This is a genomic window from Pasteurella oralis, assembly GCF_002850605.1.
Lineage (GTDB): Bacteria > Pseudomonadota > Gammaproteobacteria > Enterobacterales > Pasteurellaceae > Pasteurella > Pasteurella oralis.
This window is the reverse complement of record NZ_NXGB01000004.1, coordinates 205924-229420: the sequence shown is the minus strand read 5'-3', so window position 1 is coordinate 229420 and position 23497 is coordinate 205924. Positions and strand designations below refer to the sequence as shown.

Below are 23497 nucleotides of genomic sequence, written 5' to 3'. Positions count from 1 at the left end.
TCTTAACATTTCGACCGCACTTTTTATCACATCAGTTGATGACTATTTATTTTTCTTCAAAAACTCTACGCCAGTATCTGGGAAGTCAGTGAACACACCTGTTGCACCAGCTTTATTTAATAGTGCATCGTACATTTGGTTCACGTCAGTGAAGAATGCAGGTAAGGCATCTTTACGTACGGTGTATGGGTGAAGCTCCATCTTATAATTAGCTAATTCTTTGACTAGTGGGGTGTAAACGATGTTGCCTGCTTTAGATTTTTGATCATCGATCAGCATGTACCAACCTGGTCCCACACCGTCTGCATATTTTGCTACTTCTGCCATAGCACCTGGTTTGAACATCCAATCGTAATCGTAGTTTACCCATTTACCTTGTGCATTTTTCTCTTCGGTTTCATGCCAATCTGTGTAGGCGACTAATTGAACAAGTTTGATATCCATGCCCATTTTTGGCATAAGTTCAGTTTTAATACGTTTTAATTCGTTAAAGTCGAAGGTTTGCAGATAAACCATGTCATCTTTAGTATCATAACCGTATTTTTTCAACACTTTTAATGTGGCAGCAGCAATATCTTTCCCTTCTTTGTGATGTAACCAAGGTGCTTTAATTTCAGGATAGATACCAATTTTTTTACCTGTGGATTTTTCTAAACCTTGGATAAATTCGATTTCATCTTCAAACGTGTGAATTTTGAAGTGGGATTTCCACAATGGGAAACGGTTTGGATACACTTGAACTTGTTTACCGTTTTCCATTTTGAAGTTTTCGGTCATTTCAAGACTTTGAATTTCTTTTAAGGTGAAATCCACTACATAATAACGTCCATCTTTTCTTGCGCGATTTGGGAATTTTTTAGCAACATCTGTTAAGCCGTCTAGGAAGTGATCGTGAATGACAATTAAGCGATTATCTTTCGTCATCGCTAAGTCTTGTTCTAAATAATCTGCTTTTTGACCAAATGCTAATGCTTTAGATTCAAGTGTATGCTCTGGTAAATAACCACTTGCACCACGATGCGCAATGATAAGTTTGTCGCTGCTGTTCATCATGCTTTGGCTTGAACAAGCTGCTAAGGTTGAAACCGCAATAGCGGTAGCGATTGCTTTTAATTTCATAAATAAGTCCTCTTGTTGATCAAGTTATTATTTTTCACATCTTGGTTTCATATCATAGAAATACAGCTCATTGATTTCACGATCGTAACCAGGATAGAAACCTTTTGGCATACCTAAGACAATTTGTTTGCCACGGTTAGAATGAATAATCATTTGTTTAGTCATTGGATTAACCACTAATCCTTCGATTTCACCATAATCTTTTACATCATCTAAGGTACGTTCTAAGACAACACGTCCTTCGTTATTCTTATCTGAAATTTCTACTCGATATAAATGATCATGCTCTTTTTCATCTGCGGTGCCGTCATCGGCGGTGAGATACAATTTGCCTTCATAGGCGAATACGCCTTGAATCCATTGTGGTACAGGCTGTAAATGCACTTTACGTTTATATTTACCTGTTTCGAGATCGTATTCGTATAAATATCGACCGCTTTCTTCGCCCACCCAAGAGGCCATCCAAATGCTTTTATTGACTGTATCTACAGTAATCCCAGATACTTCCACTTGCCCTGAATCAGGATTGAAGTCAAAAGCACGTTTTAACGCAAGTGTGTTGGCATCATGAATTGCAATTTGAATGTTTGTCCCTACACCATCGGCAAACCATTCTGATGAAACATATAATTCATTGTTATAAATATCGATATCACCAATATGGTTAGCTTCTTTTTGATAACCAACAAAAGGTGTTTTATTTTCATAAACTAACTTACCATCCATATCATATTTGGCGAGCGTTGTACTGCCTGAAACATAAAGGTATTTACCATCGGTTGTAATACCTTGTCGACCGCTGACTTCCATGACTTTATTTAATTTGTATTCATATTCGGGTAATGCTGTTTTATGTGGCAATTGACAAGTATCTGTTGCCAGCGCAGTTTGCACTAAGCCAAGTGATAGGGCGAGGAGAGATAAAGAAAAGGTGAATTTAGTAAGTTGCATAGAGATTCTCCTTTCAATCAAGTTGTATCGATAAGTAATTTGATTGCATAAAAAAAGGAAGAATGCTTTCACATATCTTCCTTTTTTATTCCATTAATTATTTACCATAATGATCGTCAAGTCTTGCTTTATGTTTGCTTTCTTCGATCATCGTAATGAACATTAATAAGATAGCTAAAATACCGCCAGCAATCATGACATAGAAACCACCGTCCCAGCCATAGAATTCAGCTGCCCAACCTACTACAGCAGAGGCTGATACTGTACCACCTAAGTAACCGAATAAGCCTGTAAAGCCTGCTGCGGTTCCTGCTGCTTTTTTCGGTGCAAGTTCAAGTGCATGTAAACCAATTAACATTACAGGACCATAAATTAAGAAACCGATGGTTGTCATTAAGATAAAGTCAGTTAATTGATATGGGTTTTCATACCATGCATGACCTTCATAAAGTGCTAATTCAGATTCTGGTGTCGCAGGGTTCATCCATAGTGCAACGACGGCAATTGTGGTTAAAATCATGAAGATGAAACCAGTTAAACCACGTTTACCTTTAAATACATGGTCAGATACCCAACCACAGAGTAATGTACCTGGAATAGCTGCTAATTCATAGATAGTATACGCCCAAGCAGTTCCTTTGATGTTGAAGTGTTTTACTTCGCCAAGATAAACTGGTGACCATTTTAATACACCATAGCGAATTAAATAGACGAATACGTTAGCGATTGCGATGTACCATAATAATTTGTTTTTCAATACATAAGTCACGAAGATTTCTTTAGTTGTTAAATCGTGCTCATAGGTTTTTTCATTATAATCATCAGGATAGTCATTACGCCATTTTTCAATTGGTGGTAAACCGCAAGATTGTGGCGTATCTTTCATCACAAAGTAGATAGGAATTGCAGCAATCATTGCAGCAATACCAGGATAGTAAAGCGCTTGTTGCCATACATCTTTTGCCGTAGCTTCAACACCATGAGTGCTGAAATAAATCGCACTTGCAAGTAATACCATCGCGCCCGGTACCATTCCCCCTAAGTTGTGCGCAGTATTCCAAATTGAAACGATAGAACCACGTTCTGATTTAGACCACCAGTGTACCATTGTACGACCACATGGTGGCCATCCCATTCCTTGGAACCAACCGTTTAAGAAAATGAGAATGAACATGACTGCAATACCAGAAGTTGCCCATGGCATTAAACCCATCATGGTCATACATAACCCAGAGAGTAAAAGACCGAATGGTAAGAAGACTTTTGGATTTGAACGGTCAGAAATAGATGCCATAAAGAATTTAGATAAGCCGTATGCTAAACCAGCCCCTGTACCGATAATACCAAGTTCAGCTTTGTTATACATACCTGCTTCAATTAATCCTTTTTGTGCTAAGTCGAAGTTTGCACGTACAAAGTAATAAGCTGCATAACCAAAAAAGATGCCCGCAAAAACTTGCCAACGCAAGAAACGGTATCTGGCATCTATTTTGTCCGCAGGAAGCTCCGGAATATGCGGAGCGGGTTTAAATGGACCAAACATACAATTCTCCAATAGGTTAAACGAAACAAAAAATGAAAACATTCTCTTAACAAGAATCTTACACAGATAATAAGGGAAAAGAAAAAACTGAAAAGCGAAATTATGCTAATTTGTGAGTGATTTCACAAAAAATATTGCTTACTTGCACTATTTAGAAAATAAATTGTGATGTTTGTCACAATTGAGTTTTCTTTTTCGATCAAATGATTGTTTGTTTGTGCGTGTTTAGCCTAAAATGACAGCAGAAGTATCGTTTATTTGAGCGTTTTTTTGTTTATGTGGGAGAGGAAAGATGAAAATATCACCTCAAATGTATAAAAATACCGCAGATACAAGTCCTATTAGTACAGATGTGATTATCATTGGTGGTGGTGCCACTGGCGCAGGGATTGCCCGAGATTGTGCATTACGCGGTATTGACTGTATTTTATTAGAACGAAGAGATATTGCTACAGGTGCAACAGGGCGTAATCATGGTTTGTTGCATAGTGGAGCAAGGTATGCAGTGAATGATCAAGAATCTGCAAAAGAATGTATTGAAGAAAATAAAATTTTGCGCAATATCGCTCGTCATTGTGTAGATGAAACAGAAGGTTTGTTTATTACCTTACCTGAAGATGATCTTGCCTATCAGAAAAAATTTATCGAAAGTTGCACGGCATCGGGCATTGAAGCTGTCGCAATAGATCCTGAACTTGCTAAACGTTTAGAACCTTCTGTGAATCCAGACTTAGTGGGTGCCGTTGTAGTACCTGATGGTTCTATAGATCCTTTCCGTTTAACTGCATCTAATATGTTAGATGCGACTGAAAATGGTGCACGTGTTTTTACTTATTGTGAGGTGGAAGGCTTAATTCGGGAAGGTGGAAAAATCATTGGCGTGAATGTTTATGATCATAAATATAAAGTACAACGCCAATTTTTTGCACCTATTGTTGTTAACGCTGGTGGTATTTGGGGGCAAGGTATTGCTGAATATGCTGATTTAAAAATCAGAATGTTCCCCGCGAAGGGGGCTTTGTTAGTGATGGGGCATCGAATTAATAAGATGGTAATTAATCGCTGCCGTAAGCCTGCTGATGCTGATATTTTAGTGCCGGGAGATACTATTTGTGTCATTGGTACTACATCAAGTCGTATTCCTTATGATCAGATTGACAATATGATGGTCACTCCTGAAGAAGTGGATATTTTATTCCGTGAAGGAGAAAAATTAGCACCGTCATTACGCCACACTCGTGTATTACGCGCTTATGCTGGTGTCCGTCCTCTGGTTGCAACTGATGATGATCCTTCTGGGCGTAATGTGAGTCGTGGCATCGTGTTGCTTGACCATGCAGAACGTGATGGTTTAGAGGGTTTTGTGACTATTACTGGTGGTAAGTTGATGACTTATCGCTTGATGGCTGAATGGGCAACTGATTTAGTCTGTAAAAAATTAAATAAAACCGCGCCATGTATTACGGCAAAACAGCCATTGCCAGGTTCGAGTGAAAGTCGTTTAGAAACGAACAAACGTGTCATTTCTTTACCAAGTACTATTCGTTATTCTGCCGTATATCGGCATGGTTCGCGTGCTACACGTTTGTTACAAACAGAACGTTTAGATCGTTCATTAGTTTGTGAATGTGAAGCGGTTACTGCTGGCGAAGTACGTTATGCTGTTGATGAATTAAGTGTGAACAATTTGGTTGATTTACGTCGTCGTACGCGTGTTGGAATGGGAACTTGCCAAGCTGAATTATGTGCTTGTCGTGCGGCAGGTTTAATTGCACGTTTTGGTGTGGCAACGCCACGCCAATCCACCACACAACTTGCTTCTTTTATGGAGGAGCGCTGGCGTGGTATTGAGCCAATTTGTTGGGGGGAGGCCACTCGAGAAGCTGATTTTACCTCATGGGTTTATTACAGTTTACTTGGCTTAAATGATGTGAAACCGCTTGAGCAACAAGCACAGCAAGGGACAGATGACAATGAATTTTGATGTAGCAATTATTGGTGGTGGGCTTGCCGGTTTGACATGTGGGATTGCTCTCCAACAACAAGGTAAACAATGTGTCATTATTAATAATGGACAGGCAGCAATTGATTTTTCATCGGGCTCAATGGATTTACTTGGGCAGTTACCAAGTGGTCGCCCAATTCAGCATTTTGAGCAAAATTACACCGCACTTTACCAACAATTACCACAACACCCTTATTGTGTGATTGGTCAAGAAAAAGTCATGGCGAAAGCACTACAGTTTGAGCAATTGGCGCAAGAGTTGAATCTCGGTTTGGTTGGTTCAAGTGAACAAAATCATTTACGAGTAACACCATTAGGTAGCTTGCGTAATACTTGGTTATCGCCAAATAGTGTGCCGACAGTAGGTCAACATGCCAGTTTTCCACATAATAAAATCGCAGTATTAGGTATTGAAGGTTATCATGACTTCCAGCCACAGTTATTAGCGGAAAATTTAGTCCAAAATTCACAATTTGCACATTGTGAAGTTACAACAGGTTTTTTAAATATTCCTGAATTGGATCATTTACGTAATCATTCGCGCGAGTTTCGTAGTGTGAATATTGCACAATTATTGGAGCATAAATTAGCGTTTAGTGATTTAGTACGAGAAATTCGAGAAGCTGCGCAAGGGGCAAAAGCGGTGTTTTTGCCTGCTTGTTTTGGCTTAGAAACACAAGAATTTTTTAACGCACTGAAACAGGCAACTCAGCTTGAATTATTTGAGTTACCTACTTTGCCGCCATCATTACTAGGCATGCGCCAACATAAACAACTGACCCACTATTTTAAACAATTAGGTGGTTTTATGATGAATGGTGATAAAGTCGTCAAAGCAGATGTGGAGGCGAGTCGAGTTAAGCAGGTGTATACACATTTACATCAAGAAGTACCAATCACGGCTTCTCATTTTGTCCTTGCTAGTGGTAGCTTTTTTAGTAAGGGATTAGTGGCTGATTTTGATAAAATTTATGAGCCAATTTTTCAAGCCGATATATTGGCGTATAAGGATTTTAATGCCACAGATCGTATGACTTGGACGAGTAATCGTTTTGCTTCGCCACAGCCTTATCAAGCAGCAGGCGTCATCATTAACGCGCAATGCCAAGTACAAAAGTGCGGTCAGTTTTTTGAAAATTTATATGCCATCGGTAATATTTTAGGTGGTTTTAATGGTATTGAATTAGGTTGTGGTTCTGGGGTTGCAGTTGTGACTGCTTTGGTTGCAGCAGAACACATAGGGGGTGAGCTATGAATATTCAACAATTGATTGAAAATGCAAAACAACATGCTACTACACCCATTTCTCATCAACAGATTGATGAGAGTTTTGAAAGCTGTATTAAATGTACAGCTTGTACTGCGGTTTGCCCAGTATCACGTCAAAATCCTTTTTATCCAGGACCAAAACAAGCGGGACCAGATGGTGAGCGTTTACGTTTAAAAAGTGCAGAACTTTATGATGAGGCATTGAAATATTGTACTAACTGTAAACGCTGTGAAGTAGCTTGTCCTTCTGATGTGAAAATCGGTGATTTAATTGTACGAGCCAGAAATAATAATGTCGCTCGTCAAAATAAGCCACTCATGCATAAATTACGTGATGCAGTATTAAGTAATACGGATATTATGGGCCAAATGAATACGCCGTTTGCACCGATTGTAAATACGATTACAGGTTTAAAAGCTACACGTTTCTTACTTGAAAAAACGTTAAGCGTTAGTAAACATCGCACGTTACCAAAATATTCTTTTGGCTCTTTTCGTAGTTGGTATTTGAAAAAAGTAGCAGATGAGCAAGCATTGTATAAAGATAAAGTCGCTTATTATCATGGTTGTTATGTCAATTACAATAATCCACAACTTGGCAAAGAGCTGATTCAAGTCTTCAATGTCCTTGATATTGGCGTGGTATTGCTGGAAAAAGAAAAATGTTGTGGTTTGCCATTATCAGTGAATGGTTTTCCAGAAAGAGCAAAAAAACAAGCAGAGTTTAACCTAAAATATTTGGGTAAGACGATTGATGAGCGTGGTTTAGAGGTAGTGGGAACATCTTCAAGTTGTACGATGAATCTACGTGATGAATATCATCATATTTTAGGCATGGACAATCAAAAAGTGCGTCCACATGTGCATATTGTGACACGTTATCTGTATCAATTAATGCAAGCAGGTAAAAAATTCCCATTTAAAACATTGCCATTACGACTTGCCTATCATACGGCTTGCCACGTAGAAAAAGCAGGTTGGGCACCTTACACATTAGAGGTATTAAAACAAATTCCAGGTGTTGAAATTGTGATATTACCGTCACAATGTTGTGGTATTGCAGGTACTTACGGTTTTAAAGCGGAGAATTATGAAGTTTCACAAGCTATTGGCAATCCGTTGTTTAATTATATTAATGAAGGTGGTTTTGATTACGTTATCTCTGAATGTGAAACATGCAAATGGCAGATTGATATGTCAACTCAGTTAACTTGTTTACACCCAATTACGCTATTGGCGATGGCATTAGGCAAATGTGAAGAATAAGAGCTTAATTCTAGATTTTAGGTGTGATTTACAGGGGGCTTATCTGGTCCCCCAAATTAGACTGATTAATTGAAAGATTGTCGTTCGATATTGTATTGGGCTTGTATTTTTAGATAGTTTTTTATTGCCAGCTTCAGCATCTGCACAACTTGTTGTCAATTTGGATGACGACTGGTTTGATAGGTTATCATTTTATTTAAATAAATCTAAAATAGGAAATAGGTAAAGCTTATTGCCGTCTTTTGTTTTAAATTCTGTTATATCCGCCATCCTTTATTGGGTTTATCTGCATGAAAGTTACACTGCAAGAGATTTTTTGCTACATTTTCTACTATGCCATCATAGGAATTATATTTCCGCTTCATTTTCTGTTTTACTTGTAATCCCAATATTTTAATGTAGACGGAAGTGATTGATGATGTTGAAAATAGAATTCGATAACTTGTTGTTTGAAATGTTAATTATACTTGGTAATAAAAATCTGCACCTTAGTTAGTTTTGTCGCCCAACTTTTGAGGTGCAGATCATATATCTCTTATAATTGATGATAATTAGCCTTTAAAGGCAGGTAGTATATTGAACATAGCAAGGAAATGGAATAGCGCAGTAGCAATACCAAATAAGATTACAATAACAATGGTCACATTCCCGCCAGCTACTTTAAATCCAGTTTGACCATTTGGCATAGTACGCGATTTTCTAGCAAGCAACGCTGGGATAATACATGTCCAAATTGTTGCAACTGCACCAGCATAGCCAATCGCTTTTAAGAAACCAAGTGGGAAAGAAACAGATAAAATCAATGGTGGTAAGAACGTCACCGCCCAAGATTTAAAACGTCCTTCTTTGCTGTTATCAAATTTAAAGAAGTCAGCTAGGAAGTCAAATACTCCTAAGCCAACCCCAATAAATGAAGATAAAATAGCTGCTATAGAAAACGCATTAATCGCTTGTTTTACTGATGCAGATTCAATCACATTACCCAGTGCACTCAGTAGTACATCTAAATTCCCACCGCTTTCAAGTACAGGTCCAAATTGGTTACGAGGTAAATTGCCAAAAATTGAAATAACCCATAATAAATAAAGTGCTAAAGCAATCGCAGTCCCACCTAAAATCGCATATTTTGCTTTACACTCATCACCATAATAAGCGCGCATTGTTGCAACAGAATGGTGATAGCCAAACGAAGTCAATGCGACAGGTAACAGCCCCATTGCATACATAGCGTAATTAGAATCAGTCCCTTTTGTATCAAACAATGTTGCTAAATCAATATTCACAGTGAGACCAAATATACTGAAAATAAATGACAATGACATAAACACAATCAAGATGACAGATACTCGGTCAACAATACGCGTAGAATGCCAAACAAAGAATGAAAAGACTAACACAAAAATCACTGACCAAATACGTGAATCAAGTTCAAAAAATGGGGCTGCCAACCCACTTAAAATCCCGCCTGAAGCAGTTGTATAAGCATAAAGCAAAATCCCGCCCACAAAATAGACAGCTAAGTTATTAATCACATTCACTGAATTACCCAGCATAGCCTTAGTCACGGTATTAAATGAAGCACGCAGATCATAATGTTTATACGCTTCTAACAATAACCAACCTGAAACCGTCATGGTTAACATCGTAAAGCAGATGGTCAGAATGGACCAAATTGTCCATGCACCTGCACCAGAACTTGGTAAGCCTAGCATTCCTGCGCCGACACACACACTGGCAATAATACAGGCACCACCGAAAATTGAAGGCGTCTTTTTCATAATGCTTTTCCCTTTTCATAAAATAAAATGAAAAATGCAGTTTCTGCATAAACAGAAACTGCATTAAGTTTTTTAGACTTCTTTTAAGCGTGCCGTAAAGTGGCGTAACACTTTGGGTTCATAAGTAAAGGTTAAACCCTTAATATTTTCGGCATTCTCTTTGACGTGCTTAAATGCTTCGATAATGAAATCCATATGTGTCTGAGTATAAGTTGCACGCGGCACAGTTAAACGCAATAACTCTGCTGGGCAAGGGAGTTGTTTACCTGTTTTTGGATCACGTCCTAATAAGAATGAACCAATTTCTACTGCGCGTATCCCTGCAACTTTATACAACTCACAAGCAAGTGCTTGTGCTGGGAATTGATCTGCTGGAATATGTGGTAATAATTTACCCGCATCAACGAATGCGGCATGTCCACCCGGCTGTTGGCAAACTACACCAATTTCCTCTAACCCATTTACTAAATATTCAATTTGATTAATACGATAAGCTAACCAATCTTGACGCATACCATCACGTAAGCCAACCGCTAAGCGCTCCATAGCACCACCCTCTAAACCACCATAGGTTGGGAAGCCTTCTTGTACGACACAAAGCGTACGGCATTCGTTATACACGTCTTCCATCCGTTTATCTTTGAAACATAATAAGCCACCCATTGGTACCATTGCATCTTTTTTAGCGGACATTGCTAATGCATCGGCATACTTATAACTTTCATAAGTAATTTGTTCGATGGTCCATTCTTTATAACCCGCTTCGCGCTGTTGAATAAAATAAGCATTTTCTGCAAAACGGGCAGAATCCATAATGACGGGAATATCGTATTTTTGTGCAATTTCATACATGCCACGCATATTAGCTAATGACACAGGTTGACCACCCGCAGAGTTACAAGTAATGGTGCATACAATATAAGGCACATTATTTGGACCGACTTCCAGAATGCCCTGTTCTAATTTTTCAAGATCAAAATTGCCTTTAAAATCAGCATTAACACCTGTATTAAACGCATCTTTCGTATAAACATTACGCACAGTTGCCCCATTGATTTGGCTATGACCTTGGGTGGTATCAAAGAAATAGTTTGAAAATACCACCATTTTGTTACGATCTAAGCCTTTTTCTTGTTCACGTTTTTTAATTAAGACGGGAATATAAATTTGCTCCGCACCACGCCCTTGATGGGTTGGAATAGTATATTCGTAACCAAAAATGTCTTTCACCGCATTAGCAAGAGCATAGTAACTACGGCTACCACTATAAGCTTCATCACCACGTAACATTGCTGCTTGCATTTCTTGTGTTATCGCGCCAGTACCACTATCCGTCAATAAATCAATAAACACATCTTCACTATCTAATAAAAATGGATTCATACCTGCTTTTAAAATTGCTTCGTCGCGATATTTACGCGTTGTTCTTTTCACAGGCTCAATAACACGAATACGAAACGGTTCTGGTAAATGTTTAAAGTTTTCCATAATAAAATCCTTAAAATTGAGATAAACAATATCCAAGAATAAATAAGCATTTATTCTTTATAATGAATTGAACGAATGAATATATGAAAATTGGGGATTAGCGAATTATGGGAAAAAAGAGTGACAATTTTGGATCAACAATAATCCAAACTTGATTAGGTGATAAAATTGACATCATAAAATTATCCTTTTGTTTAGTAAAAGATAACAACTTATGGGTGAGAATTTCTCTCGGCTATAAATTAAACATGTATGGTTAATTTGTCACCACTAAAATGCCAGAGTTGTGAGTCGAATCACAAAAATAATATACTGAAAAATAAAAAATTCTTTCTAACAGTAAAATAGTATATAAAGGTAAAAGCCTTTTATTTCAAAAGAATATAATTAAACCAATCAATTATCATTGAGTGTTATAAGGATACATTTGTGATGCTAATCATGCTTAAATTTTGACCTAGACCAATAAAACTTTGATTAAATCGACCGCACTTCTTTTTTGTGACCCATATCAAATTTTTTCTCCACAAAAAGAAGTAATATTCCACATTATTATTCAAAAAAAGGAGTCTTAAAATGACAAATGCAGAACTTCTGCAAGAAGGCTTAAATTTGATGTTTGCCGGCGTAGGATTTGTAATGCTATTTTTATTCATCCTGATCTACGCTATTGAACTCATGTCTAAGCTGGTCAATCGTTTCTTTCCAGAACCCGTTTCAACTCCCGTAACAAAAACAACAATAACTCAATCTGAAACTCACGATTTAGCACATTTACGTCCTGTTATCGTCGCCGCGATCGCACATCACCGTCGTCAACAAGGGCTCAAATAACTTAAAAGGAAATAAAAAATGACTACTCAAAACAAAAAAATTGCCATTACTGATGTCGTGTTACGCGATGCCCATCAATCTCTTTTCGCAACTCGTATGCGCCTTGATGATATGCTACCAATCGCACACGAGCTTGATCAAATTGGTTACTGGTCGCTTGAAGCATGGGGTGGGGCAACTTTCGATGCCTGTATTCGTTTTTTAGGTGAAGATCCTTGGGTCCGTTTACGTGAACTAAAACAAGCGATGCCAAATACACCATTGCAAATGTTATTGCGTGGTCAAAACTTATTAGGTTATCGCCATTATGCAGATGACGTAGTTGATCGCTTCGTTGAACGCTCAGTAAAAAATGGGATGTCAGTTTTCCGTGTATTCGATGCCATGAACGATCCACGTAATATGAAACAAGCATTACAAGCAGTGAAACGTAATGGAGGTCACGCACAAGGTACATTAAGTTATACCACAAGTCCTGTACACAATTTAGAAACTTGGTTAGAGATTACAGAGCAACTATTAGAAATCGGGGTAGATTCTGTCGTTATTAAAGATATGTCGGGTATCCTAACGCCAGTAGAAGCGTATAAATTAGTTAGCGAAATCAAACAACGTTATGATGTTCAACTTCACTTACATTGTCACGCGACAACAGGTATGGCGGAAATGGCATTACTTAAAGCGGTAGAAGCAGGCATTGATGGTATTGACACTTCAATTTCATCCATGAGTGGTACTTATGGTCATCCATCGACTGAAGCCTTAGTCGCAACATTACAAGGTACACAATACGACACTGGTTTAGACATTAATAAACTAGAACATATTGCTGCTTATTTCCGCGAAGTTCGTAAAAAATATGCCAAATTTGAGGGACAACTTAAAGGTTCAGATAGCCGTATTCTAGTAGCACAAGTCCCGGGCGGGATGTTAACCAACTTAGAAAGCCAGTTAAAACAACAAAATGCGTCTGATAAATTAGATGAAGTATTAAAAGAAATTCCACGCGTACGTGAAGATTTAGGCTTCATTCCATTAGTGACACCAACTTCGCAAATTGTGGGAACACAAGCCGTTATCAATGTGTTAATGGGTGAACGCTACAAGACTATTGCAAAAGAAACTGCAGGTATTTTAAAAGGTGAATATGGTCGTACACCAGCACCAGTAAACGCGGAATTACAAGCAAAAGTTCTTGATGGTGCACAAGCAATTACTGATCGTCCAGCGGATCATATTGCACCAGAAATGGACAAATTAGCCGATGAAATTAAGCAACAGGCAAAAGAAAAAGGCATTAAGCTTGCTGAAAATGAAATTGATGATGTCCTTATCGTTGCTCTCTTCCCACAAATTGGTTGGAAGTTCCTCGAAAATCGTGGTAATCCAGATGCCTTTGAGCCAGCACCAACCTTAGATACGGCAAAACCAACAGAAAAATCAAGCACACCAGCGCCAAAAGCAATGGCAAGCACAGGGTCTGCGGTATATACCGTAGAATTAGAAGGTAAATCTTTTGTGGTGAAAGTTACTGATGGTGGTGAGGTGAGCGATATTGCACCAGCAGCCTCAACTCAGCCTGTACCACAAGTTGCCCCTCAACCTACACCAGCGGCAGCAGGTGGCACACCAGTGACTGCGCCAATGGCAGGTAATATCTGGAAAGTCGTAGCAAAAGAAGGTCAACAAGTCGCTGAAGGGGATGTACTATTAATTTTAGAAGCCATGAAAATGGAAACAGAAATTCGTGCAAGCCAAGCCGGTATAGTACAAAGCATTAGCGTGAAAGCTGGTGATACAGTTGCCGTTGGCGATACGCTAATGACATTAAGCTAATGAGGTTGTTATGGAAAGTATTCTTTCATTATTGCGTGGTATGGGAATCATGCACCTTGAGCTAGGTCAGGCATTAATGATGCTGATTAGCTTAGTGCTACTCTGGCTCGCAATTGCACGAAAATTTGAGCCATTACTTCTCCTGCCAATTGGCTTCGGTGGGCTTCTATCCAATATTCCAGAAGCAGGTCTTGCGATGAGTGCTTTAGATAATCTATTGCATTCTGGTAATGCTGAACAACTCGCGATTGTAGCAGCTAAACTCAATACAATAGCTGAACCCGAGGCGATCAAGTCTGTACTTACAAATGCATTGCCTTCTGTACAAAATCAGTTAGAAGTGATGGCAGGTGACATGGGCTATACCGCAGGCGTATTAGCGTTGTTCTATAAGGTCGCTATTGGTTATGGTGTCGCTCCGCTAATTATTTTTATGGGGGTAGGAGCCATGACTGATTTTGGACCACTCCTTGCTAATCCACGTACATTATTACTGGGTGCGGCCGCCCAGTTTGGTATCTTTGCAACAATTATTGGTGCATTATTATTAAACTGGACAGGATTAATCAGTTTTACCTTACCACAAGCTGCCGCTATCGGGATTATTGGGGGAGCCGATGGTCCAACTGCAATTTATCTTTCAAGTAAATTGGCGCCTGAATTATTAGGTGCAATTGCGGTTGCGGCTTATTCTTATATGGCATTAGTGCCTCTCATTCAACCACCAATTATGAAGGCACTCACAAGCAAAGAAGAACGCAAAATTCGCATGGTACAGCTACGTAATGTGAGTAATCGTGAAAAGATTTTATTCCCGATCGTATTAGTTACTCTTGTTGCCTTGTTATTACCTGATGCAGCGCCATTACTCGGTATGTTCTGTTTTGGTAATTTACTGCGTACTAGTGGTGTGGTTGAGCGCCTAAATGATACGGCACAAAATGCCTTAATCAATATTGTGACGATCTTCCTCGGTTTATCTGTGGGTTCAAAATTAGTCGCCGATAAATTCTTACAGCCACAAACCTTAGGTATTTTACTATTAGGTGTTGTTGCCTTTGCTATTGGGACAGCAAGCGGTATTTTAATGGCAAAACTGATGAACAAAATCTGCAAATACCCAATTAACCCATTAATTGGTGCTGCTGGTGTGTCCGCTGTACCAATGGCAGCTCGGGTTGCCAATAAAATTGGTTTAGAAGAAGATCATCAGAACTTCTTACTCATGCATGCCATGGGACCAAACGTTGCGGGCGTTATTGGCTCAGCAATTGCCGCAGGTGTAATGTTGAAATATGTTTCGGCAATGATGTAAAGCATACCAAGTGCGGTCACTTTTTTTTAAATTTTGGTGATAAAAAATCCTCATTATCTAAACGGATAATGAGGATTTTAATATGGTGAATAGAAATTATCACTATTGTTATACTGCCTCATTCGGGCTGAACACATTTAATGCACCTTCTAGAATAACTTGTTCACTCGCCAAATCAATGAGTTGGCAATCAAAAACCCCGAAACCTGTTGCATCTTGAATCGACATTTTTACTCGGATTTGAAGATGGCTACCAATAGGAATTTCTTGTGTATGAATATGCAATTTACGTGTGCCAAGTAAATAACCTAAGTGTACAGGTTGATTAGCTTGTATAGCCATACAACCAGACCAAGCCGCAATACCTTGTGCCATAATTTCAATTCCAGCAAATGTCGCGAGTTGACCTTGCTTTAACAAAATATGATCTGGGCGAATCATACTTTCTGCAACTAAAAAATCATCACCGAACGCTGTAATACGATCAAGCAGTACCATTTCACCACTGTGAGGCACTAAAGGTGCGACATTATCAATAGGGCAATTAAGCGCTATCATTGCTTTCTCCTAAAATAAGTACCGAATTATTACCACCAAAAGCAAATGAGCTACTTGCCCCAATTCGCTGCGTTGCTTGCCAATGACTTTGTCCATCTGTAATTGCAAGTGAAGGCAAATTATGGTCAGCTTGTTTATCCCATAACTGGGCTGGTAAGCGCCCTGTTGGGTTATATATTCGACTAATAATTCCCCATAGAATGCCAGCCTCGACTGCGCCAGCCGCGCCGAGTGTATGTCCAGTATAAGGTTTAGTGGTTGTACAGGCTGTCTGCTGACCAAATACATGTGCAACTGCAAGACTTTCCATCTGATCATTATGTGTTGTCCCTGTACCATGCAAATTAATCCAACCAATTTGCTCTGCTGTTAATTGTGCTGAGGCTAATGCATTTTGAAAAGCACTGATTGCCCCTTCACCTTCAGGATGTGGCGATGACATATGATAGGCATCACTACTCGAACCATAACCAAACAATTGAATATGATGTTCATCTAATGGTTCGCGACTCATAACAAATACCGCCGTGCCTTCCCCAATATTAATCCCATTGCGATTCACGGATAACGGATTAGTTTGTTGCGGCGAAAGTACCGAAAGGGAATCAAAACCTCTTATTGTTAAAGGCGAAAGAGTGTCCACACCACCGCAAATCACTGCGTCGCATAATCCACTTTTTAATAAGCGGGCAGCACTAATTAATGCTCTCGCACCTGATGTACAAGCAGTAGAAATCCCATAGGTTAATCCTTGTAAACCATAAACAGCGCATAAAAAATCTGCTGGTGCAGAGAAAAGTTGTTGCTGTTGATTAAACGTAACAGCTGACCAATCATCATGGGCTGCACCTTGTTTAAAAACGGGCATATTTTCATCCACTCCCGTGGTTGATGTCCCCATCACGACAGCAATACGTGCACGTCCAAACCGAGTTATTGCTAACTGAATTTGTGGTTCAATTTGTGCTAGTGCATGCCATAATACTTGGTTATTTCGACTGTGATGAATAGGATCAAGGCTATCAGGAAAAGGGCGTAATATCTGATCAATTTCGCCGAATACACCTTGCTTTCCTGCAATACCATGTTCAGAGAAGACTTTATTTGATACTTTTAACGGGGAAACTTCGCCATTTAGCAAAATGGAAACATGTTTTTCAATGCCTGCCCCTAAAGCCGTTAATATGGCAGGTTTTGTTAAAAAGAGTTTTTGCATAATTTCATGTTATTGTTCTAGTTCTTCAATGAGCCATTCAGAGCCATCGACTAAATAAATTTTTACACCATTATTGCGTGGTGCAAGCGTCCATACTTTTTTACTATTGATAAAATAATCTTGCCCTCTTGCTGTTGCTTCAATTTGGCTAAATGCAAACAGTGGCTGGCTAGTAGTGAAATACGTCGCAATAGCTGAAAATAATTGTTGTGCTTGTTTATTTGGCATCACAAAACCATCATTTTGCCAACCTTGTTGAGTCAATAATAAACGGGCAATAGGTGCACCTAAAGGGTCTGTTTGTACCCAGCGCCATTGTTGTGCTTGAAATTGAAGCACTAATAAGCTTTTTTCATTGTGAGGTCGCTGCTGTGTAACAACAAAAGTTCGATTAGCCAACGATTGTTGAGGTAATGGCGCAAGCAAAGGCAATGATGAGCAAGCACTCAATATCAGTAACAACCAAAACAACATTATTTTTTTTAACATATATTTACTATTACAATGCCATCATCTTAACGGCAATATAACAAATTTCCTTTTAAAAGCCTAATCAGCGAGTGTGGTCTATTTTTGACTTATTTTGCTTAATACTGCTTAGAAAAGCAGTATGATGTTGTTATGCTTTAACCTCATTAGACAATAAAAATTTCGACAAAAGTGACCGCACTTTTACTACTGAGTCTTAATCTTGTGTTGCTACACCACATAGTTGCGCAAGTGCATTTAATCGCGCTTCGGATTTCGTCACAAACGGATTTTTTTCATCCCATGCATAGCCAGCCAAAATAGAGGATAGCATTTGGCGAATTTCAGGCTGTGGATGACGTGCATAAATCACATCTTGAAAACGTGTATCGTACCAACCATTGACATAAGTACGGAATGCATTCACACCAACCATCAATGGATTAGCAAATTCTGCTTGCCAATCTACTAGCTGCCCTTGCAGTTGACGTGGAATTAATCGGCTTGCTAAACGTGCAGAATGTAACGCAATTGTTACGCCAGAAGAAAAAACAGGATCAAGAAACTCTGCAGCATTACCTAATAATGCGAAATGACGGTCATGTAAGCTTTTCACATTAGCAGAGTAGCCTTGAATATTGCGATATGGAAACTCATTATCCCAATTGGCATTAGCAAGAATACGTCGCAACATTGGTGCTTCAAGTGCAAATTTTTTCAGTACGCTTTCACTATCACCTGCAAGTGTTTCAGGTAAGCCAACAACCCCAATAGAGCAACGGTTATCTGCAAATGGAATTAACCATAACCATACATCCCTATGATGTGGATGGGTTGTGATTAAAATTTTATTACGGTCAAAACTTGGATCACAGATATTATCATCAATATGAGTAAAATGTGCGATACGAGCAGGTAAATGAGAAGGAGTTTCTAAATCAAGTAAACGCGGTAAAACTCGCCCATATCCACTGGCATCTAAAACAAATTTTGTCTTCAATTGATAAACTTCACCCGCTTCAGTTTTCACCTCTAAAACGGCCTGTTCGCCTTGATTATTAAAGGCAAGGACTTCATGTCCAAAACGTACATCCACCCCTTTTTTGGCGGTTTCATCAATTAAGATTTGATCAAAAATACCACGTCTAACTTGGAAAGTCGTGCCTGGTCCCGCAGTAAATTTATCAGTGAAGTCAAAATAAGTATAACGATTACCCCAAGTAAAAGCGGCACCATTTTTAAACTGGAAACTTTTTTCTGCATTTACTGCTTCCACTAAATCTGCTTCCGCTAAAATATCCATACAATAAGGTAATAAACTTTCACCGATCACAAAACGTGGAAAATGCTGCTTTTCTAAGACACAAACCTTTAACCCCTGTTTTTTAAGTAATGATGCAGAAACTGAACCTGAAGGTCCTGCACCAATAATAACCACATCGAATTGATTCATGTTGTTCTCCAAATTTAACGTAATGTTTTAAAAATAATCAATAAGCTGATAACAACACCAAGGCTGACGCTCCAACCAAAACTTGCCACTGCTGGAGTACTACTCAATCCAAGCAAGGTAAACGAAATCAACGTTGTCATTGCAGCTAATGAAATGGTGATTTGCTTTGCAAGTAATCGTTCAGAGACAGTATATATATAAGCAATATAATCAATACTAATCGCGGAAACGAGTAATAAACCAAACATCGCAAATAAACTTATTGGTAAGCCAAGCCAGCCGAAAATAGCAACTGTCGAAGCGATGGCTAATAAAGGAATGAGTAACATTTGTACACTTCTTTTTAGCCCAAACAAGCGCCACAACAATAAACCTGCCAACAAAAAAGAGAAGAGTTTCAGCCAAGCTGCCTGATCACGAGTATCCTGAAATGCTTGGTTGAGGTGTTCTGGTTTATCTTGCCAATAAATATCTTGTTGATTGGCTAATGCTATCAGCGCAGATTTATCTTTTACCCCCGCCACTTTCACTATGCCTACCACTTTTCCTGTTTGCAATTCGCCTAGATACAACGTTCGCCAACTTTGAGCTAATTCATAGTTTAATGCCTGTGAAAGGGATAAGTGCGGTTGATTTTTTAGCTGTTTTAATGCTTCATTCACTTGCGCCATTGGCACACCAATTTGTTGCAAAATCGCATAGTCTGTAGGTTGAATCTGTTGGTTCAATTTTTCAACAAATACCATTTGTTCCTGCTTTGACATTAACCACTGACTCAAAGATTGAATAGCCACTAATTTGCCTTGCTGCTGTAAATCAACTAATTTTTCAGTTAATTGCTTACTCTTGTTTAACAATTGATCATCGTTCTCTGCAGTAAGCAAGAAATATTGATTACTTAAATCAATGCCAGTAATGAGGCTAATTTGTTGAGCTTGCCGCAATAATTCTGGCGGCATAGCTACCCATTGGCGAATATCATCTTGCCATTGGCTTTTATATAAGCCCGAGATTAACCCAACAGTACCGAATAACAGGCATAGCCATTTTATTGGCTTTGGTAAATGAACAGAAAAACGTTTATCTGTTATTGTCCATTGACGTGGCTGATGATGTTGGAAAAAAAGGGGTAAATAAAGCAAAGTAGCGATAATCGCACACACTAAAGCAAACGCAGAAAAAAGCGCAGTTTGTTGTAATACTGGCAGAGCAGTAAAACCGAGTAGACCATAGCCTAATAAAGTCACAAATAGGCTAATTAAGAAGGTGAAACGCAACGACAACATTTCGCGTTCAGCTTGCCACTGCTGTTTAAATAACGAAGAAGCTAGCCAATGTAGTGGAAAATCGATTAATACACCAATTAAACTCGTACCTACCACTAAAGTTAAAATATGAACTTGCCCAAAAAAGCAAACTGTTGCGACCACACCGCACAACATACCAACACCAATTGGCAATAATAACCATAATACACGTAGCGTTCTAAATACTATCAGCAACAATAAAAGTGTAAAACTGATTCCGACTGCCCCCATTAGGGTACTTTCTTTCTCGGCTTGCTGTTTCGTGGCAGTAGCGAATAAGGCAGCACCAGTAGCTAGCCATTCGGCTTGATGTTGTGCAATCCATTGCGCGTTGTCTGCTAAAAGTGCGGTCAGATTTTGCTGAGGATTAATCAGATCGCCTTGTGCCAATTCCGCACGCAATAATACCCAAGTTTTTCCTTCATGCTGAACAAACAGCATCCCATTGTCACTGTGCCATTGAATTTGACTTTGCTGTTGTGCCTGCGCTAAGACAAAGCGTCCAAAGCCAAGCCAATCTTGTGTTAAAGGTAACAAATTAGCCTGAAATGGATTGACAATTTGTTCTGCGTATTGTTGAAAATAATGCTGCGGTTGTTCAAGTAATTGCTTTTGAATACTAACAGGTAGAGTCGCAAGTTTTAATTGGTTAATTTGCTGTTGAAGTGCGGTCAAATTTGGCTGAGTTTTTGCATAAACTTGCTGAAATAAACCACTTTGCTGCCATTGTTCACTAATATGTTCTGCCAGCATAAAGGCAGTTTGTGGATCAATGCTGCCAACTAAAGCCAAAATTTGCTGATTAAACAGTTGTTCTTGTTGCTGATCTGCTTTTAACTGGATATCAGACCAATGCTGTTCTTGTGGTAATAATGCGCGCAAGTCGGTCTGTAACCAATGACCTGAATATATCTGGAAACCAAACAATATCGTTACACCAAGTAAACACATCGTATATAACCGGCGATAAACAACTAATGTCAGTTTCATGGGGCAATCCTATTGCAATGCAGTTTGAGCAAATGAAGAAATCGGCTGATTAACACGTTGATTTTCAAATGAAATTAAAGTGCGATCCCCCTGTTTTTCTTGTAACTCAATACGTTTAACGTTGTTTTCACCATCAATAATAATTTGTGTGAAAATCTGTTTCATTAACAAACTACTTGGCGTCAATGTTAGTTGCCATTTTTTTTCTGAACCTTGCAAAGTCAAATCAAATTGCTTAGCCAGTGCTTGGGTATCTCCTGATAATAAACCTAAAAAAAGTTGAATTTGTTCAGATTGTCCTAACTTCTGACTCACCACCCAGCGATGCCCATCCCATTGGCTAATCCCTGTGGATGTAACACGTAACTGATTACTAAAAGGTTTTTCAGTTTGCCACAATAATCCTCGATTTTTGACTAACACAAACTGGCCAGAACTAGTAATAGGTTTAATCAACCCTTGTAAATAGCGTTGCTGTGTAAATTCACCTTGTGTGTTATTAGGTCGTTGTAATAATGTCACCAGCGCTTGTTGCGAAAAAGCAAATAGAAAAGCCGAGTGGCAAAACATAAAGAGAGCAATCAAGTATTTTTTCATCATATTCAACAGTTCGGTTCAGGAATAAATCTGTGATAAGCTTGTAAAGCATCACGCCAAGATTGCGGTGTTTGAAATTGCATTTCGCCAGAATTAATCGCTACAGCAACCTGTGTTGTGCTGCCAGTTGTTAATTTTTTGCCAGATGCAAGATCAACAATCACATAGTCAATCCGCAAACAACTTTCATATTCCACTACCGCAAGATCAACTCGGATTTTTTGACGAAAACGTGCAGGCTTCACATATTTCAAATTTAATTGCACAATTGGCCAACCATAACCCATTTCTCTCATCACATCATAGGTATAATTCATATCCTCTAAAAAAGCACAACGTGCCATTTCTAAATATTTGACGTAATGACCATGCCACATAATATTCATCGAATCCACATCAAAAAATGGAATTTCATATTCAGAAGAATGCTGTGCATAAATATGTTTTTTAATTTTCATCTGATTAACCATATAAAATTAAGAGCGTATAAAAAATACGCTCTTTTAAAGTTACTTAGTGAGAATTCTGGATTTATAAATTCGTTTGGCAGTATCAATTGCTGCACGGCGAATGACTTTTGTTAGACTTCCACCAAACCATCCCATTTTTAACGCAATTTCATTATTAATCGATCCTAAATTGTTTTTATGTTTATCAATTAATGTTGTTTCGACCTCTAACGTCCCCTTACCTGCGCCAAAACCAATAAACATTCTCAGTGCTCTATTACCAGGATCGTAGGCTTTAATATCATAATGAATAGTAATATCATCGCCAAGTTTATATCCATAATTAGCTAACTGCTTATTTAACTCTGTTTCAAAAATTGCTGCAATTTCAGGATCAAGTGCTTCATTAGATGAATTATTCTTTAATTGATAACTATGATAAGTTTTATCAATATTTCTTGATAAATTATTTTGACTATTCAATGAAGTACAACCAGAAAGCAAACCAATAGAAAATGCTGCAAGCAGTAATAGTTTTTTCACAACAGTATTATCCTTAAGATGAGTTTTATTATAAAAGCAACATCAATAATATGTTGCTTTTCAGCACAATTTTTATTTAACAATATCGCCTTTTAAAGCAACACCGCCAATTAAATGTCCAGCATGACATTCAAATTGTGTTGTGCTTTTATATGGATTCTTTTTATAGTAACTAATTAAGTTACCTACTTTAGTCGCTCCCATTGACTGAGCTCGATCTTGGAAAGAGCGCACTGCCGATAAAAACGCCCATTCACAAGCTTCTTTATCATCTTTATTCGCTGCATTAGTTTTTCTATTTGATACTAAATCCGATTTTAATACTTTACCTGGTGCTTGCTTACCGAAATAAAGCTTAACATTAGAGTTTAATACATTTGCTGCCGCGGGAGACTGTAACGCTTCATCAATTGAAAAATAATGTGTTGTATTTCTTGGTGCGCAAGCTGAAAGTATGATAGCACTAAGTGCAAAAATAAAAGTTTTAGAAAATGTCATAGAAAAGTCCTTAT

At 38.5% G+C, this 23497-nt stretch carries 21 protein-coding genes and 1 pseudogene; 6 read left to right on the top strand and 16 right to left on the bottom strand.

Annotation, left to right across the window (positions count from 1 at the left end; all coding sequences use genetic code 11):
• Window positions 1–42 precede the first annotated feature (42 nt).
• The 3 genes from glpQ to glpT form a co-directional block, all read right to left on the bottom strand.
• Window positions 43–1119, bottom strand: coding sequence for a glycerophosphodiester phosphodiesterase (gene glpQ, locus C0975_RS07005; RefSeq protein WP_101775671.1), 1077 nt, complete (start codon window positions 1117–1119; stop codon window positions 43–45).
• Between the two features lie 27 nt (window positions 1120–1146).
• Window positions 1147–2070: a YncE family protein gene (locus tag C0975_RS07000; protein ID WP_101775670.1), complete on the bottom strand. Its 924-nt coding sequence runs from the start codon at window positions 2068–2070 to the stop codon at window positions 1147–1149.
• 97 nt (window positions 2071–2167) lie between these two features.
• The gene (gene glpT, locus C0975_RS06995; RefSeq protein WP_101775669.1) at window positions 2168–3613 is read right to left on the bottom strand and encodes a glycerol-3-phosphate transporter; all 1446 of its coding nucleotides are present in this window, start codon (window positions 3611–3613) and stop codon (window positions 2168–2170) included.
• Window positions 3614–3905: 292 nt separating this feature from the next.
• Here glpT and glpA point away from each other — a divergent pair, with 292 nt between their 5' ends.
• From glpA to glpC, 3 genes are read left to right on the top strand one after another with little or no spacing between them, the layout of a single operon-like run.
• The gene (gene glpA, locus C0975_RS06990; protein WP_101775668.1) at window positions 3906–5597 is read left to right on the top strand and encodes an anaerobic glycerol-3-phosphate dehydrogenase subunit A; all 1692 of its coding nucleotides are present in this window, start codon (window positions 3906–3908) and stop codon (window positions 5595–5597) included.
• Window positions 5587–6873: a glycerol-3-phosphate dehydrogenase subunit GlpB gene (gene glpB, locus C0975_RS06985; RefSeq protein WP_101775667.1), complete on the top strand. Its 1287-nt coding sequence runs from the start codon at window positions 5587–5589 to the stop codon at window positions 6871–6873. The genes glpA and glpB overlap by 11 nt, the downstream gene beginning before the upstream one ends.
• Window positions 6870–8153, top strand: coding sequence for an anaerobic glycerol-3-phosphate dehydrogenase subunit GlpC (gene glpC, locus C0975_RS06980; protein WP_101775666.1), 1284 nt, complete (start codon window positions 6870–6872; stop codon window positions 8151–8153). The genes glpB and glpC overlap by 4 nt, the downstream gene beginning before the upstream one ends.
• A gap of 198 nt (window positions 8154–8351) precedes the next feature.
• On the opposite strand, the pseudogene C0975_RS11605 reads toward glpC, so the two are convergent.
• From C0975_RS11605 to tnaC, 4 genes and pseudogenes are all read right to left on the bottom strand, one after another.
• Window positions 8352–8551, bottom strand: a pseudogene (locus tag C0975_RS11605) (hypothetical protein); the annotation flags it as partial.
• A gap of 153 nt (window positions 8552–8704) precedes the next feature.
• Window positions 8705–9931, bottom strand: coding sequence for an aromatic amino acid transporter (locus C0975_RS06975; RefSeq protein WP_101775665.1), 1227 nt, complete (start codon window positions 9929–9931; stop codon window positions 8705–8707).
• Window positions 9932–10003: 72 nt separating this feature from the next.
• The gene (gene tnaA / locus C0975_RS06970; RefSeq protein WP_101775664.1) at window positions 10004–11419 is read right to left on the bottom strand and encodes a tryptophanase; all 1416 of its coding nucleotides are present in this window, start codon (window positions 11417–11419) and stop codon (window positions 10004–10006) included.
• A 97-nt stretch (window positions 11420–11516) separates the two neighbouring features.
• Window positions 11517–11594 (bottom strand): tryptophanase leader peptide, encoded by a 78-nt coding sequence (gene tnaC, locus C0975_RS11735; RefSeq protein ID WP_425440166.1) that lies wholly within the window; start codon window positions 11592–11594, stop codon window positions 11517–11519.
• 401 nt (window positions 11595–11995) lie between these two features.
• On the opposite strand from tnaC, the gene C0975_RS06960 reads away from it, so the two are divergent.
• The 3 genes from C0975_RS06960 to C0975_RS06950 are packed head-to-tail and all read left to right on the top strand — an operon-like array spanning window position 11996 to window position 15404.
• Entirely contained in the window at window positions 11996–12253 is a 258-nt protein-coding gene (locus C0975_RS06960) for an oxaloacetate decarboxylase subunit gamma (RefSeq protein WP_101775662.1), read from the top strand.
• A gap of 18 nt (window positions 12254–12271) precedes the next feature.
• A complete protein-coding gene (gene oadA / locus C0975_RS06955) occupies window positions 12272–14089 on the top strand; it encodes a sodium-extruding oxaloacetate decarboxylase subunit alpha (protein WP_101775661.1) in 1818 nt (605 codons plus the stop codon).
• Between the two features lie 10 nt (window positions 14090–14099).
• Window positions 14100–15404: a sodium ion-translocating decarboxylase subunit beta gene (locus C0975_RS06950; protein WP_101775660.1), complete on the top strand. Its 1305-nt coding sequence runs from the start codon at window positions 14100–14102 to the stop codon at window positions 15402–15404.
• Between the two features lie 108 nt (window positions 15405–15512).
• Here the strand turns inward: C0975_RS06950 and C0975_RS06945 are convergent, their stop codons facing one another.
• The 9 genes from C0975_RS06945 to C0975_RS06905 form a co-directional block, all read right to left on the bottom strand.
• Window positions 15513–15962, bottom strand: a complete 450-nt coding sequence (locus C0975_RS06945; RefSeq protein ID WP_101775659.1) for a hotdog family protein — start codon at window positions 15960–15962, stop codon at window positions 15513–15515.
• A complete protein-coding gene (locus C0975_RS06940; RefSeq protein ID WP_101775658.1) occupies window positions 15949–17178 on the bottom strand; it encodes a beta-ketoacyl-ACP synthase in 1230 nt (409 codons plus the stop codon). The genes C0975_RS06945 and C0975_RS06940 overlap by 14 nt, the downstream gene beginning before the upstream one ends.
• Before the next feature lie 9 nt (window positions 17179–17187).
• Complete coding sequence (locus C0975_RS06935; protein ID WP_425440161.1) at window positions 17188–17667, bottom strand: hypothetical protein; 480 nt, start codon at window positions 17665–17667, stop codon at window positions 17188–17190.
• A gap of 196 nt (window positions 17668–17863) precedes the next feature.
• The gene (locus tag C0975_RS06930) at window positions 17864–19099 is read right to left on the bottom strand and encodes an NAD(P)/FAD-dependent oxidoreductase (protein ID WP_101775657.1); all 1236 of its coding nucleotides are present in this window, start codon (window positions 19097–19099) and stop codon (window positions 17864–17866) included.
• Between the two features lie 14 nt (window positions 19100–19113).
• On the bottom strand, window positions 19114–21396 hold the full coding sequence (locus tag C0975_RS06925; RefSeq protein ID WP_101775656.1) for an MMPL family transporter: 2283 nt from the start codon (window positions 21394–21396) through the stop codon (window positions 19114–19116).
• A 9-nt stretch (window positions 21397–21405) separates the two neighbouring features.
• A complete protein-coding gene (locus C0975_RS06920) occupies window positions 21406–21993 on the bottom strand; it encodes a LolA family protein (RefSeq protein WP_101775743.1) in 588 nt (195 codons plus the stop codon).
• A 5-nt stretch (window positions 21994–21998) separates the two neighbouring features.
• Window positions 21999–22445, bottom strand: coding sequence for an acyl-CoA thioesterase (locus C0975_RS06915; RefSeq protein WP_174674048.1), 447 nt, complete (start codon window positions 22443–22445; stop codon window positions 21999–22001).
• Between the two features lie 57 nt (window positions 22446–22502).
• On the bottom strand, window positions 22503–22985 hold the full coding sequence (locus C0975_RS06910; protein ID WP_101775655.1) for a DUF4410 domain-containing protein: 483 nt from the start codon (window positions 22983–22985) through the stop codon (window positions 22503–22505).
• A 72-nt stretch (window positions 22986–23057) separates the two neighbouring features.
• Window positions 23058–23483, bottom strand: coding sequence for an excinuclease ABC subunit A (locus C0975_RS06905; protein WP_101775654.1), 426 nt, complete (start codon window positions 23481–23483; stop codon window positions 23058–23060).
• Window positions 23484–23497: the final 14 nt, after the last annotated feature.

Excerpts from the sequence above, each read along its gene's own strand:
- glpB (WP_101775667.1), top strand. The coding sequence starts at position 5,587 with ATGAATTTTGATGTAGCAATTATTGGTGGTGGGCTTGCCGGTTTGACA.
- C0975_RS06930 (WP_101775657.1), bottom strand. The coding sequence starts at position 19,099 with ATGAATCAATTCGATGTGGTTATTATTGGTGCAGGACCTTCAGGTTCA.
- C0975_RS06945 (WP_101775659.1), bottom strand. The coding sequence starts at position 15,962 with ATGATAGCGCTTAATTGCCCTATTGATAATGTCGCACCTTTAGTGCCT.
- glpT (WP_101775669.1), bottom strand. The coding sequence starts at position 3,613 with ATGTTTGGTCCATTTAAACCCGCTCCGCATATTCCGGAGCTTCCTGCG.
- C0975_RS06960 (WP_101775662.1), top strand. The coding sequence starts at position 11,996 with ATGACAAATGCAGAACTTCTGCAAGAAGGCTTAAATTTGATGTTTGCC.
- C0975_RS06950 (WP_101775660.1), top strand. The coding sequence starts at position 14,100 with ATGGAAAGTATTCTTTCATTATTGCGTGGTATGGGAATCATGCACCTT.
- glpC (WP_101775666.1), top strand. The coding sequence starts at position 6,870 with ATGAATATTCAACAATTGATTGAAAATGCAAAACAACATGCTACTACA.
- C0975_RS06975 (WP_101775665.1), bottom strand. The coding sequence starts at position 9,931 with ATGAAAAAGACGCCTTCAATTTTCGGTGGTGCCTGTATTATTGCCAGT.
- C0975_RS06940 (WP_101775658.1), bottom strand. The coding sequence starts at position 17,178 with ATGCAAAAACTCTTTTTAACAAAACCTGCCATATTAACGGCTTTAGGG.
- tnaC (WP_425440166.1), bottom strand. The coding sequence starts at position 11,594 with ATGTCAATTTTATCACCTAATCAAGTTTGGATTATTGTTGATCCAAAA.
- tnaA (WP_101775664.1), bottom strand. The coding sequence starts at position 11,419 with ATGGAAAACTTTAAACATTTACCAGAACCGTTTCGTATTCGTGTTATT.
- glpQ (WP_101775671.1), bottom strand. The coding sequence starts at position 1,119 with ATGAAATTAAAAGCAATCGCTACCGCTATTGCGGTTTCAACCTTAGCA.
- C0975_RS07000 (WP_101775670.1), bottom strand. The coding sequence starts at position 2,070 with ATGCAACTTACTAAATTCACCTTTTCTTTATCTCTCCTCGCCCTATCA.
- C0975_RS06935 (WP_425440161.1), bottom strand. The coding sequence starts at position 17,667 with ATGTTAAAAAAAATAATGTTGTTTTGGTTGTTACTGATATTGAGTGCT.
- C0975_RS06925 (WP_101775656.1), bottom strand. The coding sequence starts at position 21,396 with ATGAAACTGACATTAGTTGTTTATCGCCGGTTATATACGATGTGTTTA.
- oadA (WP_101775661.1), top strand. The coding sequence starts at position 12,272 with ATGACTACTCAAAACAAAAAAATTGCCATTACTGATGTCGTGTTACGC.
- glpA (WP_101775668.1), top strand. The coding sequence starts at position 3,906 with ATGAAAATATCACCTCAAATGTATAAAAATACCGCAGATACAAGTCCT.
- C0975_RS06905 (WP_101775654.1), bottom strand. The coding sequence starts at position 23,483 with ATGACATTTTCTAAAACTTTTATTTTTGCACTTAGTGCTATCATACTT.
- C0975_RS06920 (WP_101775743.1), bottom strand. The coding sequence starts at position 21,993 with ATGAAAAAATACTTGATTGCTCTCTTTATGTTTTGCCACTCGGCTTTT.